This is a genomic window from Frigidibacter sp. MR17.14 (assembly GCF_037095735.1).
In the GTDB taxonomy this organism is placed as follows: domain Bacteria; phylum Pseudomonadota; class Alphaproteobacteria; order Rhodobacterales; family Rhodobacteraceae; genus Frigidibacter.
The window spans coordinates 236,340-254,049 of record NZ_JBAWKD010000003.1; the positions used below are offsets into that span (position 1 = coordinate 236,340).

The window sequence follows — 17,710 nt, forward strand, 5'->3', positions numbered from 1 at the left end:
CCCCGGGATATTTCCGCCAATGCGAAAGCGGGTCAGCGGCCCTTCAGCGCATCGGCCAGCAGGGCCCGGACCTTGGCGGGATCGACCTTCTCGGCCACGAAGGCGTCGCCGATGCCCTGCGCCAGAACGAAGCGCAGCCGGCCGTCGATCACCTTCTTGTCCTGCGCCATCAGCGCCAGAAGCCCGTCGGCATCCGGCAGATCGCCCGGGATGTCGGCGAGGTCGGTCTTCATGCCCATCGCCTTGAGATGCGCGCGCACGCGGCTGGGCTCTTCCTGGCTGCAGTAGCCCAGGCGCGAGGACAGCTCGAACGCCAGCGCGCAGCCGATCGCCACGCCCTCGCCATGCAGCAGCCGGTCACCATAGCTGGTGGCCTTTTCCAGCGCGTGGCAGAAGGTGTGGCCGAGGTTCAGCAGGGCGCGCTCGCCGGCCTCGGTCTCGTCGCGCTCGACGATGCCGGCCTTCATCTCGACCGAGCGGCGCACCGCGCGCTGGCGCAGCCCGCGGTCGCCCGCCGCCAGCGCCGGGCCGTTCGCCTCGAGCCAGTCGAAGAAGGCCGGGTCGCCCAGAAGCCCGTATTTCACCACCTCGCCGTAGCCCGACAGGAAGTGGCGTTCGGGCAGGCTGTCCAGAAGCCCGATGTCGGCCAGCACCAGCGAGGGCTGGTGGAAGGCACCGATCAGGTTCTTGCCATGGGCCGAGTTGATGCCGGTCTTGCCGCCGACCGAGCTGTCGACCTGCGCCAGAAGTGTGGTCGGGATCTGCACGAAGCGGGTGCCGCGGCGCAGGATCGCCGCCGCGAAACCCGCGAGATCGCCGATCACCCCGCCGCCCAGCGCGACGATCAGGTCGCGCCGCTCGATCTTCTGCTCGATCAGCCATTCGACGGTGGTCGAGAGCTGCTCCCAGCCCTTGGTGCCCTCGCCGACCGGCAGCACGATCTCGGTCGAGGCGATGTCGCCCAGACCCTCTTTCAGCGCCGCCAGATGCAGCGGCGCCACCGCCGCGTCGGTCACGATCGCCACCCGCGGCCGATGCAGCAGGCCCGCGATCTCGGCGCCGGCCCGCGCGAGAAGCCCCGCGCCGATCCTGACCTCGTAAGAGCGCGATCCCAGCTCGACGCCCACGATGTCGGTTGCCTGCACCCTGTCCATTGTCCCGCCTCTCAGGTCCTGTCGATCAGCCCCGGCTGCGCGTTCAGCGCGTCGATCACCCGGGCCGTCATCTCGTCAATCGATCCCTCGGCCTTCGAGTCGACCGTGATCTGTGCCTGCCCATAGACCGGTTCCCGCGCGGCAAGCAACGCCGCAAGCGTGCCTTTCGGGTCGGGCGTGCGCAGCAGCGGCCGCGTGCTCTTGTGCCGGACGCGGTTCCACAGCGTGTCGAGATCGGCCCTGAGCCAGACCGCAACCCCCCGTTCGGCAATGGCCGCGCGGTTCTCGGCCGAGACGAAGGCCCCGCCCCCGGTCGAGAGCACGCAGGGCCGCCCGGTCAGCAGCCGCTGGATCACCTGCGACTCCTTGGCGCGGAAGAACGGCTCGCCGTCCCGGGCGAAGATCTCGGCCACGCTGCGGTTCGCCGCCTTCTCGATCTCTTCGTCCGAATCGAGGAAGGGCACGCCGAGCGCCCGCGCGAGCGAGGTGCCGACCGCGGTCTTGCCGGCGCCCATCATCCCCACGAGCACCACCGTCTTGCGCAGCCTAGCCTTCACCCGGTCCCCCGCCGCCTGTCCGTCCATTCCCGATGCGCTCCCCGACGCCCGTCCGGCACCGGCATGGGTGTTGGCACGGGCCCGTCAAGGTCCGCTCGCAACACCGTGTCGTCCGGTCGCGCCCTAATGGCGTGATCCTTCCGGAAATGCCATATATAAATCCGCCCGGCAGCCCCCGCCGGATGCCCGCCGCAGCGACGTGGCGGGCCGAGAACGGGGGGCCGGGCAGAAGCGGCCCCGCAACCGGGTGCCGCGGGACGGACAAAGAGGCGAGACGAATGGGGCTGATCCTGAAACTGGTTGTATTCCTGGTGGTCGTGGGATTCCTGGGACTGACCGGATACGCCTATCTCGGCGATCTCTCGCCCGAGCGCACCGAGGTGCACAAGCCCGTCGACCTGACCCCGGTCCCGGCGAATGCCAGCCAGTGACCGCAGGCCCGTCGCGGGTCCTCCGGCGCGCGCCCTGAGCGCGGTGGCGCTGATCGCGGCGCTGATCTCGGGGCCTATCGCCTTGGGCGGGCCGCTGGCGGCGCAGGGCGTCCCTGACCGGCTCTCGTCTGACCGGCGCGCGCCCGATCCGGCCGACGACCAGACCGCGGCGGCGAACCAGCCGCTGTCGGCGATCGACTGGCTGTCGCGCTCGGTCGCGACGCCGGTGGCGCTGCCGCGCCCGGTCCCGGCGGAACCGCCGGTGGCGGCCGAGGCCGCGCCCGAGACGATCACCGTCACGCCCTTGGGCGACACCACGCTGGACGCGCTGGGGCTGACGCCCGCGCGCCGTGCGGGGCTGGCCCGCGACCTCTGGGGCGAGACGCCGACCGAGGCGCTGGTCGCGCGCATCGGCTCGGAACGCGCGGACATGCTGCCGGGCCTGCGCCAGCTGCTGTTCCGGCTGCTGACGGCCGAACTCGATCCGCCCTTCGACGCGCAGGCCGATGGCCGGCTGTATCTGGCGCGGGTCGACAAGCTGCTGGACTTGGGCGCGCTCGATCCGGCGATGGAGCTTCTGAACCTGCCCGACGAGCCGCGGCCCGAGCCGTTCCGGCGCTGGTTCGACGTCTCGCTGCTGCTGGGCGAAGAGGATCGCGCCTGCGCGACGATGAACGCGACGCCGAACATCGCGCCGACCTTCCCGGCGCGGATCTTCTGCCTGGCGCGGGGCGGCGACTGGTCGGCGGCGGCGCTGACCCTTGGCACCGGCGAGGCGCTGGGACAGGTCGATGCGGAAAGCGCCGATCTTCTGGCCCGCTTCCTCGACCCCGAACTGGCCGACGGCGCCGAGGCGCTGCCGGTGCCGGCGCGGGTCTCGCCGCTGGTGCTGCGGATGATGGAGGCGATCGGCCAGCCGCTGCCCACCGCGACGCTGCCGCTGGCCTTCGCGCAGTCCGACCTGCGCGACAACGTCGGCTGGAAGGCCCGGGCCGAGGCGGCCGAGCGGCTGGCCCGCACCGGCGCGATCACCCCCGACCAGCTCTTCGCGATCTATGCAGAGCGGCCGCCAGCGGCCTCGGGCGGGGTCTGGGACCGGATCGCCGCGATCCGGGCGCTGGACGCGGCGCTGGCCGATGGCTCGGACGCCATCTACGACGCCCTGCCCCTTGCCTGGACCGCGATGAGCACCGCCGAGCTCGAGGTGCCCTTCGCCGAGGTCTATGGCGAGAAGCTGGCCGGGCTTGGCCTGCGCGGCGAGGCGGGCGAGACCGCGTTCCGCGCCGGGCTGCTGTCGCCCGCCTATGAAAGCGTCGCGCAGGCGCGGGCACCGGCGGACGGGGTCGAATCCTTCCTGATCGGGCTCGCCAAGGGCGATGTCACCGGGCTGGTGCAGCCCGACCAGCGCGGGGCCGCGGTGCGCGCGGCCTTCTCGCGCGGGGCGGCGCCCGAGGCCTCGGACGCGGCGCTGCTGGCCGGCAACCGGGTCGGCGAGGCGGTGCTGGCGGCGATGGAACAGATCACCCAGGGTTCGCGCGGCGATCTGCGCGAGGTGACGCGCGGGCTGAAGGTGCTGCGCGCCGCGGGCTTCGAGGACACCGCCCGCCGCGCCGCGCTGGAATTCCTGCTGCTGGAACGGCGCGGATGACCGCGCCGCCCCCTTCTTCCCCCGCCCCCCGTTCCCCCGCGGCCGGACGGGCGATGGAGATGTGGATCTCGGCCTTTCTCGACGCGCAGGCGGCCGAGCGCGACGCGGCGGTCAACACCCGGCTGGCCTATGGCCGCGACCTCAAGGATTTCGCGGGCTATCTCGTGCATCGCGGCCTGCATTTCCACGACGCCCCGCGCGAGGCGGTCGAGGACTATCTCGTGCGGCTCGATGCCGACGGGCTGTCGAAATCGACCCGTGCCAGGCGGCTGGCCGCGATCCGCCAGCTGTACCGCTTCGCCCATGAGGAAGGCTGGCGCGAGGACAATCCGGCGATCCGCCTGTCGGGCCCCGGCAAGGACAAGCGCCTGCCGATGACCCTGTCGAAGGCCGAGGTCGAGGCGCTGATCGCCGCCGCGGCCGAGACCGGGCGGACCGAAGCCGACCGCACCCGCGCCCGCTGCCTGATGGAGCTGCTTTATGCCACCGGCATGCGGGTGAGCGAGCTGGTGTCGCTGCCCGTGGCCGCGGGGCGCGGCGATCCGAAGATGATCCTCGTGAAGGGCAAGGGCGGGAAGGAGCGGCTGGTGCCGCTGTCGACCCCGGCCCGCGCGGCGCTGGCCTGTTGGTTGGTCGAACGCGACGCGGCCGAAGAGGCCGCCCGCGCAAAGCGGCCCGGCCGCCCGGCCCCGGCCTCGCGCTTCCTGTTCCCGGCCCGCGGGGCGGCCGGCCACCTGACCCGGCAGAGCTTCTTCGTCGCGCTGAAGGACATCGCGCTCCGCGCCGGGCTCGACCCCGTCCGGGTCACGCCGCACGTCCTGCGCCACGCCTTCGCCACCCACCTGCTGGAGGGCGGCGCCGACCTGCGCGCGATCCAGATGATGCTGGGCCACGCCGATCTCGCCACGACCGAGATCTACACCCACGTCGTGGACGAGCGGCTGAAGGCGCTGGTGCTGGGCCATCACCCGCTGGCCGAAGACCTTTCCGACGACGACTAGGCCCCTGATCGCTGCCGTTGCACCAAATGCGAAGGCAATCGCTGCGAAATCACCGGTTGATCCAGATCAAATTGCGCAAATGCGACTCGGGTTAAAGCTCCCTCAACCCAGAAGGGAGGCACCCATGCGCCTGACACTGCGAACCAACCTCGCGATGCGCGCCCTGATGTATTGCGCCGCGCATGACGACCGCCTTGTCACCAAGGCCGAGATCGCGCGCGCCTGCAACGCGTCGGAGAACCACCTTGCGCAGGTCATCAACGCGCTCGGGCAAAGCGGCTTCCTGGCCACCCAGCGCGGCCGTTCCGGCGGGATGCGCCTTGGCGCGGCGGCCGAGGACATCACCGTGGGCCGGGTCTTCCGCGAATTCGAGGCCGAAACCCCCTTCACGGAATGTTTCAGCCGCACCGACAACTCCTGCCCGATTTCCGGCCGCTGCCTGCTGAAAAACGCGCTCGAAAACGCGCTCGCGGCCTTCTATGCCACGCTGGACAAGGTGACTTTGGCCGATCTGCTGGACGACCCCGCCGCTCTCGCACATTTGCGCAACCTCACGGGAACGCAACATGACTTGGCTTGTCGCGTCTGAGGCCTGAATTCGGACCATTGACGCCGCATTCGGCCGGAAATATCTGCCTCACCGCCCAGACGCCGAAGACGAGCTTCGACGCCGACGGGCCAGTGAGAACGGTCCCCGAGGGGGGCCAGAGCAGCAACCGGACGAAGCCATGAGCAAGACCGAAACCAGCAAACCCGACCCGCAACCCCAGCAGCAGGGCAGCGCCGCCCCCCGCCCGCAGGCGGATGGCCAGACCTCGGCCCCGACCCAGATGGGCGCGCCGACCCAGTTCACCGACTGGGCCTCGATCTAAGCCAGCGCACCGCGGCAGGCGGTCATGGCGTCCCGGCCATGACCCCATGACGCCCGGGGTCGCGACAGGGCACCCGGACAGACACGCGCGCAGGCAAACGGCGAGGTATCGGTGCGCAAGCCCCGGCCGCTCCCGGCGGGTCCGGACGGCCCTGCCCCCGATGCTTCGGGCACGGCTCCCCCGGCCATCGGCCCCAGACAGACATCCGACCGCTGCCGATGCGTCTTTCGGATGCAGAGCGCCCGGCAGCGCGACAGACGCGTCGCGGCGGACCGTCCCCGGGCCCGCCGCCTTGGCCGGCCACAGGGCGCACGCCCACCGGCACCGGGCACCGGCCCGCTGCCGGGCGCAGAGAGTGCCGCCCCGGCCCCTGCGGGTCACTCGGTCGGCAGCATCAGATGCGCATAGGGCGTGCCCGGCCACATGACCCAGGGCTGGCCCGCATTCGCCGGCACCTCGGTCGGGTAGCTGTCCAGAAGCGGCTTCGCCCCCGCCCCCACGACCATCACATGCGGCCCGGCGGCGACCCAGTGGTTGTCGGCCGTCTTGCCCGTGGCATAGGGATCCGAGTTGCTCGCGCCCTCGTCTCCCAAAAGCATGTAGACGAAGCCCACCGTCTTCGGCGGGTCCTCCTTCATCATCCAGGCGTGCAGGAACTTCATCGCCTCGGCATCCGCGCACATCGGGTCGGTGCCGGGATACATGCAGGTCCAGCCGTTGGTGCCCTCGCGCAACACCTTCATGCCACCGGCGGCATCGTCGGCCATCAGCGTCGACTGGTCGAGCACATCCGCCGGCGCCACGCCCTTCAGCCGCTGCATCAGGCTGTCGGCGGTGTCCCCGGCCGTCTGGCCAAGGGCCTGCGAGGCGAACAGCATCAACGCCCCGGCGGTCATCTGGAGTTTCTGGCGGTCCATCGTAGCGTCCTCCTTGTCAGGGTTACGCTATCGCCGCCCGCGGCTGACACCGCGCGACGGCGGTAGTGCGCGCAGTCTACGCCTCTGCACGCGCCAGACCAAGCAGGGCTGCTGACCGATCCGGCGCGCGGAACGCGAAACGCCGCCCCGGGGGGCGGCGTCGGTGTCGTGTCGCGGTGACGATCCGGTGGCGGCTCAGCCGACCAGTTCGAGGCCCGAGAAGAAGAAGGCGATCTCTTGCGCGGCGGTTTCCGGCGCGTCCGAACCGTGGACCGAGTTTTCGCCCATCGACAGCGCGAATTCCTTGCGGATGGTGCCCTCGTCGGCGTTGGCCGGGTTGGTCGCGCCCATCACTTCGCGGTTCTTCGCGATGGCGCCTTCGCCTTCCAGCACCTGGACGACGACCGGTTCCGAAGCCATGAACTCGACCAGCTCGCCGTAGAACGGACGGTCCTTGTGGACTTCGTAGAACTTGCCGGCCTGGGCGGTCGACAGGTGCAGGCGCTTCTGCGCGACGATGCGCAGGCCGGCTTCCTCGAACTTGGCGTTGATCTTACCGGTCAGGTTGCGGCGGGTGGCATCGGGCTTGATGATGCTGAGCGTGCGTTCGACGGCCATGGTGGTCATCCCTCATGTGCAAGGCCCCGCCGGCGGATCCGGCGAGGAAATTCTGGGCAGGCTGCTAGCACGCTGGGCGGGCCATGAAAAGCCGATATGCCCCCCGCAAGCTTTGCCCCCCGCCCGCCTCGCCCCTGTGCGCTTTGCCCGGCCTGCCCCTGCGGCGCGATGGACCTGCGGGCGCGGGCTGCTACTGTGGCGCGATGACCGATCTCGTCACCGCCTTCGTCACGCTCTTCGTCGTCGTCGACCCGATCGGGCTCGCGCCGCTGTTCATCGCCCTGACCCAGGGCATGTCGAAGCACCAGCGCCGCGCCGTGGCCCTGCGCGCCTGCGCCATCGCCGCCGGGCTGATGACGCTGTTCGGGGTCTTCGGCGAGAACATCCTGGGGGGCATCGGCATCTCGATGCCCGCCTTCCGCATCGCCGGCGGCGCGCTTCTGTTCCTGACCGCGCTCGACATGCTGTTCGAACGCCGCACCCAGCGGCGCGAGGGGCAATCGGCGGAAAGTGCCGCCGATCTTGCCGACGACCCGTCGATCTTCCCGCTGGCCACGCCGCTGATCGCCGGTCCGGGCGCGCTGGCGACGATGATCCTGCTGGCGGGCGAGCGCGGCGGCGGCGTCGGCCATGTCGTGGCGATCCACGGGGTGATGCTGGCGGTGCTGGGCTGCGTGATGGGGATGTTCCTGCTGGCGGGCGCGATCGAGCGGCTGCTGGGACGCACCGGCACGCTGGTGGTGACGCGGCTTCTGGGCATGCTGCTGGCGGCGCTGGCGGTGCAGTTCATGCTCGACGGGCTGCGCGGCGCGGGCGTGGTGGGGATGCTGCCGACGGGGCGCTGAACGCGGCCCGCGCGGAATCACGACCCTGCCCGGTGACATTTCCCCGCCGTCTTCCTAGATTGACCCCATGCTCTCGCCCGAGGATACCGCGTCGCTGATCTATCTGGGACTGCTCGGCCTTGCGGTCGGCGGCACGCTTCTGGTGCTTCTGCGCTCGAACTTCGCGAAGACCGCGGCGCAGCTGCTGACCTGGGCGCTGATCTTCCTCGGGGTGATCGCGGCGCACGGGCTCTGGCAGCAGATCGGGCCGCAGGTGATGCCGCGGCAGGCGGTGTTCGACGAAGGCGCGCGGGTGGTGATCCCGGTCAGCGCCGACGGGCATTACTACGTCACGCTGGAATTGAACGGCCAGCCGGTGAAGATGGTGGTCGACACCGGCGCGACCGACATGGTCCTGTCGCGCGCCGATGCCGAACGCGCCGGGATCGACACCACCGACCTTGCCTTCATCGGCCGCGCCCAGACCGCCAACGGCCGCGTCGCCACCGCGCCGGTGCGCATCGACTCGGTCGTGCTCGGCGGGATCGAGGACCGCCGCGTCCGCGCCACCGTCACCGATGGCGCGCTGGACGAATCGCTGTTGGGGATGGGCTATCTCTCGCGCTTCGCCAGCCTCGAGATCCGCGCCCGCCAGATGATCCTGACCCGCTGATGCTGAAGCTGCTGCCGATCCTGCTGATGCTGGGCTACGGGCTGCTGATGTGGCAGCTCTCGGCGCGCCGCACCAAGGCCGAGCTCTCGCGCAACTCGGTCCCGCTCGAGGATCCGCGGCTGGCCCCGGTGCTGGACCGGCTGGCCGCGGCCGCCGGCGTGGCGAAGATCCCGGTCAGGCTCTACCGGATCCCGGCGGTGAACGGGCTTGCCGCCCCCGACGGGCGGATCTTCCTGACCGAGGGCTTCCTCGCCCGCTTCCGCACCAGCGAGATCACGCCCGAGGAACTCGCCTCGGTCGTCGCGCACGAGATGGGCCATGTGGCACTGGGCCATGCCCGGCGGCGGATGATCGACTTCACCGGCCAGAACGCGGTGCGGATGCTGCTGATGACGGTCATCGGCCGGCTGATCCCCGGCCTTGGCCCGATGCTGGTCGACGGGCTGGTGCGGCTGGTCTCGGCCCGGCTGTCGCGGGGCGACGAATACGAGGCCGACCGCTGGGCCACGGCGCTTCTGGTCAAGGCCGGGATCGGTGCCGGGCCGCAGATCAGCCTGTTCCGCAAGCTCGACCGGCTGACCGGCAACCGCCGCACCCTTCCCGCCTGGCTGCTGAGCCACCCCGCCACGCCCGAGCGCATCGCCGCGATCGAGGCGAACCTGAAGCGCTGGAAGCTTGGCGGCTCCACCGACGGATCGGCCAGTGGTTCCACCGACGGTTCCACTGGCCCGAAAAAATCGTAACCATCCACCGGCTTGCGCAAGCCCGCCCATGGGCGAGAATCCCCCCGGCGGGCCGGGAACCCGCCGCCGCGCTTGCCGTTGTCCGGCAACGAGGCAGAGCATGGAGGGCGCCCGAGATGAAATGGCAACATGTGAGCGAGAACTGGGCCGCGTTCTTCGACGCGATCACCGACCGCTGGCCCGATGCGGACGAGGCCGAGCTTGAGGACATCGACGGCGACCAGCGCGCCTTCGTGGCCTATATCGCCGAGCTGACCGGGCAGGAAACCTCGGAGGCGGCGCAGGAAATCCGCGAATGGATGTCGGGCGAACTGCCGTCCGACGTGGTCATGGACCCGCGCCACGACGACCATTCGATCGCCAATTCCAGCAAGTACCTGCCGGATGGCGAGGATGTCTACGACGACGACGAGCGCTTCGGCGACGACAAGTAGGCCGCGCGTGAGCCCCCGGATCGTCCTCAGGGGATGATCCGGGTGTATTTCGTGCCTTCGACGGTGGCGCCGGCGATCAGCCCGGCCTGTCCGAAGACCATGGCGATGACCGGGGTCATCGTGGTGGTGGTGTCGGCGCCCAGCGAGTTGCCCTGTTCGGGCGTCGCGTATTTGGCGTCGGCGCCGGCGACCCAGCCGGGGCTCTGGCGGAACTGGGCCAGCGCGTCGGGGGTCATGAAGAACAGCGCATGGGCATATTGCTGCGCGCCGATCTGCAGACCGAAGCTGGCCTGCGTGGCCGAGTAGTAATCGACCGTCACGTCGTTGATCCGAAGCGCGCCCTGCCCGTAGGCGCCGCCGAAGCCCAGACCGGCCTCGGTCATCAGCGGCATGTAGAGGATGCCAGAGGCGCGGCTCATCAGGTCCGCGGTGCCCGGATAGCGCGAGCGCAGGTAGTCGCGCGTCGCATCGACCCGCGCGTCGAGCTGCGCACCACGTCCGCCGCCGACGCCGTTTCCGCAGGCCGCCAGCCCCAGCAGCGCGCCCCCGCCCAGCACCAGCCCGCGCCGCGACATGCTCCGTTCGATCATCATCCGGATCCCTTGCTCGTGCCCCGCGGGGCGTACCTCACTGATTGGGCCTTGGCGGCCTCTGGCCACAAATCCTAGGGGAAGAGCCGGACCTTGTCCATTCACGAGGGGCTGGGCGGGGCTATGACCGGCAGCCCCCTGCTGTGCCCCGGCGGACACGCTGCGCAGGGCATCACCGGCGACAGACAAGCATGGGCCTATGCGGCGAAATTCCGCCGGGATAGCAGGGAAGCATTGATCTTGTTCGGGTTTCGGAAGTGCAGTTCTCGTCGCTTGCCGCACGCATGGAATTCCTCGCCTGGCGCGATGGCCAGTTTGCGGCGATCTCCGACCAGCTGTCGGATGCGTTCCCCGGTCTGCTGGCCAGACTTTCGGACATTGCGGACGCTGCACCAACGCTCGATCTCGTCACGCCGGGCGCCGCGCTGAAGCGTTCCGTCGCCGAGGCTCTGACCGCTTGGGGGGCGGAGCAGCTCGGGATTGCGAACACCCGTGCAAGCACGACGCTCGAGCAGTACATGAACGAGCTACCGGGCGATCTGGCGCTGGATCCCACGGTCTGGTCGCAGGTGGCCTCGGCGGCACCGGCCGTCGCGGGTCTGTCCCTGATCGCGGCCTCGATCGCCGCGATTCCGACGGTGGTCTCCTTCGCAACGGTCTCGACCAGCGTTCTGGCCTTCTGGGCCACCGCGACGATCAGCTGGCCGTTGTTCGCGGCCGGCGCCGTGGTGATCGGCGTGGCCAGCCTGCTGGGTGCCGGCGTCCTCGACCGCAGCCAGACATGGGCGCGAGACCGGCTGCGCGCCGCCCTTCACAGCGAGGCGGAACGCCAGGTCTTCGGACTGCACGGGCCCATCGGCGCGCGATGCGTGCTCAGCGACATTCAGGCCGCGATCCTCGCGGCGGGCGAAAAGCGGATGACAGGAGCCGACGCATGATCTTTCTCAGGGAAGTGCCGCAGAAAGTTGCAGAGGGCGTGGCCTCGGGGCTTTACGAGGTCACCGGCTCGGTCGTCCGCGACGTCGCGACCGGCCGCGGCGTAGCCTTCCTGCAGGAAACCGGACTTGCGGAAAAGCTGCTGTCGAGCGCCCTGCAGGGCGTCACGTCCACCCTTTCGAATGGTCTGAACCCTTTGTCGATCGTCTCGGTCATCCAGAACCAGCAGATCAAGAACCGGCTGGCCGAGGTGCAGGCCTCGCTGGGTCTCTTGTAGAACCTGCAGATCGGCACGCTGGCGGTTTCGGGGATCGGGCTGGGCGTTTCGGTCGCAGGCTTCGCGGTGATGCTGAAGCGGCTGAAGGACATCCAGAGCCGGCTCGACACGCTGGGCGCGCGGATCGAGGCGATCACAGCCGACCGGCGCGCCGACGAGCGCCGCAAGATCTTCAGCGACATCCGCCACAATCTCGAGGCGGTGGATACGCTCGGCACCCGGACCAGCAAGGTCGCGACCGCCGAAGCCGCGGAGAAGGATCTGGCGCGCGCCGCCACCCATCTGTCGGAGGGCTTCGCCGACACGGTCGAGACCCTGCACCGTGCCCCGATCGATCTTCAGGCGCTCGATGCGCTCTGGACGCTCGCCGCGGCGATCCGCCTGTGCCACGAGGCCGGGCTGCGCGCCCTGTTCTCGATCGACGAGCTGGCCGCCGCGGAAGAGCTGGCGCGTCGCCGCGCCGGTGCCTTCCTCGATCTCAGCGCCTCGCTTTCGCCCGATGCCATCGCCCGTCTCCATGCGGCCGGCGCCGCGGACTGGCAGGCGCAAGAGGCTGCACGCCGGGCCGCAATGGCGCAGGCCGGAACCTTCGTCACCGGGCTGCGCGAGAGCGTCACCGCCGTCGCCTCTCAGGGAGAACTGGCGCAGGTGCTGCGCGCGCGCGGGATCGCGGGGCCCGACTACATCCGAGAGCTGGCGGAAGAACGGCAGGCGCCGCTCCTGACCCTCGCCGCCTGATCCTCGCCGCCCGCGCGGGCGGCTCAGCCCTTCAGGGCCGCGGCGATTCGGGGGGCGTAATAGGTCAGCACCCCGTCGCAGCCGGCGCGCTTGAAGCACAGCAGGCTTTCCGCGATCACCTTTTCGCCCAGCCAGCCGTTGCGCACCGCGCCCTCGATCATCGCGTATTCGCCCGAGACCTGATAGGCGAAGACCGGCACCCGGAAGCCGTCCTTCACCTGCCGGCAGATGTCCAGATAGGGCATGCCCGGCTTGACCATCACCATATCCGCGCCCTCGGCCAGATCGCGGGCCACGGCGCGCAGCGCCTCGTCGGTGTTGGCCGGGTCGATCTGGTAAGTCTTCTTGTCGCCCACCAGCCGCCCCGAGGCGCCCACCGCGTCGCGGAACGGCCCATAGAAGCCCGAGGCGAATTTCGCGGCATAGCTCAGGATCGTCACGTCCCTGAACCCGCCCGCCTCGGTCGCGGCGCGGATCGCGCCGACGCGGCCGTCCATCATGTCCGAGGGCCCCAGGATGTCGGCCCCGGCCTCGGCCTGCGCCATCGCCATGCGCACCAGCGCCTCGACCGTCTCGTCGTTCAGGATGATGCCGTCGCGCACCAGCCCGTCATGGCCGTTGATGTTGTAGGGATCGAGCGCGATGTCGGTCATCACCATCACCTCGGGCACCGCGGCCTTGATCGCCCGGATCGCGCGGTTGGTGATGTTCTCGGGGCTCCAGGCCACCTCGCCGCCCTCGGTGCGCAGCGCGGGATCGGTGAAGGGGAACAGGCAGACCGCCGGGATCCCCAGCGTCGCGGCCTCTTCGGCGGCGCGCACCGCGCCCTCGATCGTCAGCCGCCGCACCCCGGGCATCGAGGCGATCTCGACATCCGCCCCGGCCACGTCGGTCACGAAGATCGGCCAGATCAGGTCGGCGGCGGTCAGCACGCTTTCCGCCATCATCGCCCGCAGCGGTGCCGTCCGGCGCATCCGCCGCGGCCTGCCTGCGGGATAGGCGGGGACGATCGGGGGAACGGATCGGGACATCGGGTCACCTCACTGGCTCTTGGCGCGCTTGGATCAAGCGGTTACACGGAACTACTGGGATGTGGAAGTCGCCCGGCCGGACCGCGACCAGCGGCCGCGGCGGGCAAGCCGGGGGCCGCGTGGGCATCATCGACACGATATACGAGGTGATCGACATGCGATCATTCTCGAACCTCTGGTACTGGATCGCGCTCGCCGTCACCTGGAGCCGGACCTCGCACAACGTTCTGGGCGTGCCCTGGGACATGATCACCCGCGCCCGCCGCAAGGGTGGCGAGGCCGAGACCGACGCGCTGGCGATGCTGGGCATCACCGTGAACCGGATCCTCTACATCCACCGCACCGCGGGCGTGATCCTTGTGGCCGGGGTCGCGGCGGTGCTGAGCACGCTGGGAATCCTGGGCTTCTACTACGGGCTCCAGTTCGGGCAGGCGGTGTTCCTGATCGCGGCGCCGATGGCGCTGGTGGGCTTCCTGCGGCTGCGCGCCGCCCAGCGGCTGGAACGCGAGCGTCCCTCGCCGCCGCTGCTGTGGCGCCGGCTGGCGATGCACCGCATGACGATCCAGCTGGTCGGCGTCATCGCGCTGTTCGTCACCGCGATGTGGGGGATGCTGCAGAACATGAGCGTTCGCGTTCTCTGATCGTTCCGGACAGTTGACAAAGCCCGCGGCAGGGCTGACTTCATCGCCATGACCGACGCTACGAAGATCCTGCTTTCGGGCGCGCCCGAGGGCTTCGACGCCCGCCTCCTCGCCCGCGAACTCGCGCGCGGGGCCCCGGTGATCCATGTCGCCCGCGACGAACGGCGGATGGAGGCAATGCGCGCCTCGCTCGCCTTCATGGCGCCCGAGGCGCCGGTGCTGCGCCTGCCGGCCTGGGACTGTCTGCCCTTCGACCGGATGTCGCCGAACCCCGAGGTCGCCTCGCGCCGGATGGCGGTGCTGGCGGGACTGGCGGCGGGGCTGCCCGCGCCGGTGATCCTGCTCACCACGCTCAACGCCGTCTCGCAGCGCCTGCCGGCGCGCGAGGTGATCGCCGGGGCCTCGTTCTCGGCCCGGGTCGGCGGCGCGCTGGACGAAGGCAAACTGCGCGACTGGCTGGTGCGGATGGGCTTTTCGCAGACCGCCACGGTGGCCGAGCCCGGCGATTACGCGGTGCGCGGCGGCATCATCGACGTCTTCGCGCCGGGGATGCCGGGGCCGGTGCGGCTGGATCTGTGGGGCGACGTGCTGGACGGCGCGCGGCTCTTCGACACCGAAACCCAGCGCACGGTCGAAAAGCTAACCCGCGTCGATTTCGCACCGGTGTCCGAGGTGATCCTCGACGAGCCGTCGATCACCCGCTTCCGGCAGAACTACCGCATCGAGTTCGGCGCGGCCGGCACCGACGACCCGCTGTATGAAGCGGTCAGCGCCGGGCGCAAGCACGCCGGCATGGAGCATTGGCTGCCGTTCTTCCACGACCGGCTGGAAACGCTGTTCGACTATCTGCCGGGCGCCACGGTGATGCTGGACGACGGCGTCGAGGCGCTGCGCTCCGAGCGCTGGACGCAGGTCGCGGACCAGTACGAGAACCGCCGCGAGGCGTTGAAGCGCCGCGACCGGGTCGATGCGGTCTACAAGCCCTGCCCGCCGGAGCTGCTCTATCTCGACGATGCCGCCTGGGAGGCGGCGCTGGGCGGGGTGCGGCGGATCCAGCTGTCGGTGCTGCCGCAGCCGACGGGCTACAACGCGCTGGATGCCGGGGGCCGGATCGGGCGCAATTTCGCCCCCGAGCGTCAGGTGGAAAACCTGAGCCTTTTTGCGGCCTTGTCGGATCATGTGAAGGCGAAGCTGAAGGACGGCAACGTCATCATCGCCTCGTGGTCGGAAGGCGCGCGCGAGCGGTTGAAGGGGCTGCTGGAGGACGAGGGCACCGCAGGCACCGAAGCCATCAGGGACATCCGCGATGTCTCTGAAAAGGCGAAGAAACTTCACCTCGCCGTCTGGCCGCTGGAAAGCGGCTTCGAAAGCGAGGGGCTGACCGTCATCTCGGAACAGGACGTTCTGGGCGAACGGCTGATCCGGCCTTCGCGGAAATCGAAGAAAGCCAAGGACTTCCTGACCGAAGCTCAATCGCTTTCGCCGGGCGATCTGGTCGTGCATGTCGAACATGGCGTCGGGCGCTACAAGGGTCTGGAAACGCTTACCGTCACCGGGGCGACAATCGAATGCGTCTCGCTGGAATACCAGGGCGGCGACCGGCTGTTCCTGCCGGTGGTGAACATCGAACTGCTCAGCCGCTACGGGCATGAGGAAGGCATCCTCGACAAGCTTGGCGGCGGCGCCTGGCAGGCGAAGAAGGCCGCGCTGAAGGAGCGGATCCGCCAGATCGCGGAACGGCTCATGCGCGTCGCGGCCGAGCGTCACCTGCGCACCGCCCCGATCATGGAGGCCCCCGGCCACGACTGGGAGGCCTTCTGCGCGAAGTTCCCCTATCAGGAGACCGACGACCAGCTGTCGGCGATCGGCGACGTGATCGAGGATCTGGAACGCGGCACGCCGATGGACCGGCTGGTGGTGGGCGACGTGGGCTTCGGCAAGACCGAGGTCGCGATGCGCGCGGCCTTCATCGCGGCGATGTCGGGCGTGCAGGTCGCGGTGATCGCGCCGACGACGCTGCTGGCGCGCCAGCATTACCGCACCTTCGCCGAACGCTTCCGCGGCACCGCGCTGAACGTGAAGCCACTGTCGCGCTTCGTCTCGGCCAAAGAAGCGCAGGCGACGCGCGACGGTCTGGCCGAGGGCACGGTCGACGTGGTGATCGGCACCCATGCGGTGCTGGCCAAGGGGGTGCGGTTCCGCAACCTCGGGCTGCTGGTGATCGACGAAGAGCAGCATTTCGGCGTTCAGCACAAGGAACGGCTGAAGGAGATGCGGTCGGAAATCCACGTCCTGACCCTGACCGCGACGCCGATCCCGCGCACGCTGCAGCTGTCGCTGACCGGCGTGCGGGACCTGTCGATCATCGGCACCCCGCCGGTCGACCGGCTGGCGATCCGCACCTATGTCAGCGAGTTCGACGCGGTCACGATCCGCGAGGCGCTCCTGCGCGAGCATTATCGCGGCGGGCAGTCCTTCTATGTCGTGCCGCGGGTCGCCGACCTGCCCGACATCGAGAAGTTCCTGGCCGAGCAGGTGCCAGAGATCAGCTTCGTCACCGCGCATGGCCAGATGGCGGCCGGCGATCTCGACGACCGGATGAACGCCTTCTACGACGGGCGCTACGACGTGCTGCTGGCGACGACGATCGTCGAATCGGGTCTCGACATCCCGACCGCCAACACGATGATCGTGCACCGGGCGGACATGTTCGGGCTTTCCCAGCTCTACCAGATCCGCGGGCGCGTGGGGCGCGCCAAGACCCGCGCCTATTGCTACCTGACGACCAAGCCGCGCGCGCCGTTGACGCCCTCGGCCACCAAGCGGCTGCGGCTTCTGGGCAGCCTCGACAGCCTCGGCGCGGGCTTCAATCTGGCGAGCCAGGATCTCGACCTGCGCGGCGCCGGCAATCTTCTGGGCGAGGAACAATCGGGCCATATCCGCGAGGTCGGCTACGAGCTGTATCAGGCGATGCTGGAAGAGACGATCGCGCGGCTGAAGGCCGGCGATTTCGGCACCGCGCCCGAGGATGACGGCCAGTGGGCGCCGCAGATCAACCTCGGCGTGCCGGTGCTGATCCCCGAGGAGTACGTGCCCGATCTGGACGTCCGCCTCGGCCTCTACCGCCGGCTCAGCCACCTGACGACGAAGGTCGAGCTCGAGGGCTTCGCGGCGGAACTGATCGACCGGTTCGGCGAGCTGCCGCGCGAGGTGAACACGCTGATGCTGGTGATCCGGATCAAGGCGATGTGCAAGCGCGCCGGGATCGCCAAGCTCGACGCCGGGCCGAAGGGCGCGACGGTGCAGTTCCACAACGACAAGTTCGCCGCCCCCGCCGGGCTGGTGGAATTCGTCCATGCCGAAAAGGGCGCGGCGAAGATCAAGGACAACAAGATCGTGCTCGCCCGCGACTGGAAGTCCGAGGCCGACCGGATCAAGGGCGCCTTCGCGATCGCCAAGGCGCTCGCCGAAAAGCTGATCGAGGCCAAGTCCCCCGCACCGGCCCCGGCGCCCGCCAAGGCCGTCTCGCGCCCCGCGCCGCCGGTCAAGGCCAAGCGCTAAGCTCGGTCAGTCGCACCAGACCGCAGGGGAGCGCGGGGGGCGGCCGCGCCACCCCCCGACCTGT

General features: G+C 69.9%; 20 protein-coding genes. 14 read left to right on the forward strand and 6 right to left on the reverse strand.

The genetic code is table 11. From position 1 onward, the window contains the following. Positions 1-32: 32 nt before the first annotated feature. Both aroB and V8J36_RS09760 read right to left on the reverse strand, forming a co-directional pair. Positions 33-1,154, reverse strand: coding sequence for a 3-dehydroquinate synthase (aroB, locus tag V8J36_RS09755; RefSeq protein ID WP_336467101.1), 1,122 nt, complete (start codon positions 1,152-1,154; stop codon positions 33-35). Positions 1,155-1,165: 11 nt separating this feature from the next. Continuing rightward, positions 1,166-1,738: a shikimate kinase gene (locus V8J36_RS09760; RefSeq protein ID WP_336467102.1), complete on the reverse strand. Its 573-nt coding sequence runs from the start codon at positions 1,736-1,738 to the stop codon at positions 1,166-1,168. 251 nt (positions 1,739-1,989) lie between these two features. Between V8J36_RS09760 and V8J36_RS09765 the strand changes: the two genes are divergently transcribed. From V8J36_RS09765 to V8J36_RS09785, 5 genes are all read left to right on the forward strand, one after another. After that, positions 1,990-2,142, forward strand: coding sequence for a hypothetical protein (locus V8J36_RS09765; RefSeq protein WP_336467103.1), 153 nt, complete (start codon positions 1,990-1,992; stop codon positions 2,140-2,142). Beyond that, positions 2,129-3,790 (forward strand): hypothetical protein, encoded by a 1,662-nt coding sequence (locus V8J36_RS09770; RefSeq protein WP_336467104.1) that lies wholly within the window; start codon positions 2,129-2,131, stop codon positions 3,788-3,790. Before V8J36_RS09765 ends, V8J36_RS09770 begins: the two co-directional genes overlap by 14 nt. Positions 3,791-3,843: 53 nt before the next feature. Beyond that, positions 3,844-4,791 carry a site-specific tyrosine recombinase XerD gene (locus V8J36_RS09775; protein WP_336467105.1) on the forward strand — a complete coding sequence of 316 codons (948 nt, stop codon included), beginning with the start codon at positions 3,844-3,846 and terminating at the stop codon, positions 4,789-4,791. Positions 4,792-4,915: 124 nt separating this feature from the next. Next, complete coding sequence (locus tag V8J36_RS09780; RefSeq protein ID WP_336467106.1) at positions 4,916-5,380, forward strand: RrF2 family transcriptional regulator; 465 nt, start codon at positions 4,916-4,918, stop codon at positions 5,378-5,380. Between the two features lie 139 nt (positions 5,381-5,519). Further along, entirely contained in the window at positions 5,520-5,663 is a 144-nt protein-coding gene (locus V8J36_RS09785; protein WP_336467107.1) for a hypothetical protein, read from the forward strand. A gap of 377 nt (positions 5,664-6,040) precedes the next feature. Here the strand turns inward: V8J36_RS09785 and V8J36_RS09790 are convergent, their stop codons facing one another. Together V8J36_RS09790 and ndk are read right to left on the reverse strand one after the other, a co-directional pair. Then, positions 6,041-6,580: a hypothetical protein gene (locus tag V8J36_RS09790; protein WP_336467108.1), complete on the reverse strand. Its 540-nt coding sequence runs from the start codon at positions 6,578-6,580 to the stop codon at positions 6,041-6,043. A 195-nt stretch (positions 6,581-6,775) separates the two neighbouring features. Beyond that, complete coding sequence (ndk, locus tag V8J36_RS09795) at positions 6,776-7,198, reverse strand: nucleoside-diphosphate kinase (protein WP_336459593.1); 423 nt, start codon at positions 7,196-7,198, stop codon at positions 6,776-6,778. A gap of 203 nt (positions 7,199-7,401) precedes the next feature. On the opposite strand from ndk, the gene V8J36_RS09800 reads away from it, so the two are divergent. The 4 genes from V8J36_RS09800 (at position 7,402) to V8J36_RS09815 (ending at position 9,872) form a co-directional block, all read left to right on the forward strand. Further along, positions 7,402-8,043, forward strand: a complete 642-nt coding sequence (locus tag V8J36_RS09800; RefSeq protein WP_336467109.1) for a MarC family protein — start codon at positions 7,402-7,404, stop codon at positions 8,041-8,043. Positions 8,044-8,110: 67 nt separating this feature from the next. Continuing rightward, entirely contained in the window at positions 8,111-8,695 is a 585-nt protein-coding gene (locus tag V8J36_RS09805) for a retropepsin-like aspartic protease family protein (RefSeq protein ID WP_336467110.1), read from the forward strand. Then, positions 8,695-9,438 carry a M48 family metallopeptidase gene (locus V8J36_RS09810; protein ID WP_336467111.1) on the forward strand — a complete coding sequence of 248 codons (744 nt, stop codon included), beginning with the start codon at positions 8,695-8,697 and terminating at the stop codon, positions 9,436-9,438. Before V8J36_RS09805 ends, V8J36_RS09810 begins: the two co-directional genes overlap by 1 nt. A 116-nt stretch (positions 9,439-9,554) precedes the next feature. Further along, a complete protein-coding gene (locus tag V8J36_RS09815; RefSeq protein WP_336467112.1) occupies positions 9,555-9,872 on the forward strand; it encodes a hypothetical protein in 318 nt (105 codons plus the stop codon). Positions 9,873-9,898: 26 nt separating this feature from the next. On the opposite strand, the gene V8J36_RS09820 is transcribed toward V8J36_RS09815, so the two are convergent. Beyond that, positions 9,899-10,465, reverse strand: coding sequence for a YSC84-related protein (locus V8J36_RS09820; RefSeq protein WP_336467113.1), 567 nt, complete (start codon positions 10,463-10,465; stop codon positions 9,899-9,901). A gap of 254 nt (positions 10,466-10,719) precedes the next feature. Between V8J36_RS09820 and V8J36_RS09825 the strand changes: the two genes are divergently transcribed. The 3 genes from V8J36_RS09825 (at position 10,720) to V8J36_RS09835 (ending at position 12,413) form a co-directional block, all read left to right on the forward strand. Further along, on the forward strand, positions 10,720-11,400 hold the full coding sequence (locus V8J36_RS09825) for a hypothetical protein (protein WP_336467114.1): 681 nt from the start codon (positions 10,720-10,722) through the stop codon (positions 11,398-11,400). Further along, complete coding sequence (locus tag V8J36_RS09830; protein ID WP_336467115.1) at positions 11,397-11,675, forward strand: hypothetical protein; 279 nt, start codon at positions 11,397-11,399, stop codon at positions 11,673-11,675. The genes V8J36_RS09825 and V8J36_RS09830 overlap by 4 nt, the downstream gene beginning before the upstream one ends. 69 nt (positions 11,676-11,744) lie before the next feature. Then, complete coding sequence (locus V8J36_RS09835) at positions 11,745-12,413, forward strand: hypothetical protein (RefSeq protein ID WP_336467116.1); 669 nt, start codon at positions 11,745-11,747, stop codon at positions 12,411-12,413. 23 nt (positions 12,414-12,436) lie between these two features. Here the strand turns inward: V8J36_RS09835 and hemB are convergent, their stop codons facing one another. Then, complete coding sequence (gene hemB, locus V8J36_RS09840; RefSeq protein ID WP_336467117.1) at positions 12,437-13,444, reverse strand: porphobilinogen synthase; 1,008 nt, start codon at positions 13,442-13,444, stop codon at positions 12,437-12,439. 59 nt (positions 13,445-13,503) lie between these two features. On the opposite strand from hemB, the gene V8J36_RS09845 reads away from it, so the two are divergent. Further along, complete coding sequence (locus V8J36_RS09845; RefSeq protein ID WP_336467118.1) at positions 13,504-14,085, forward strand: component of SufBCD complex; 582 nt, start codon at positions 13,504-13,506, stop codon at positions 14,083-14,085. Positions 14,086-14,133: 48 nt separating this feature from the next. Then, positions 14,134-17,646, forward strand: coding sequence for a transcription-repair coupling factor (mfd, locus tag V8J36_RS09850; RefSeq protein WP_336467119.1), 3,513 nt, complete (start codon positions 14,134-14,136; stop codon positions 17,644-17,646). Positions 17,647-17,710: the final 64 nt, after the last annotated feature.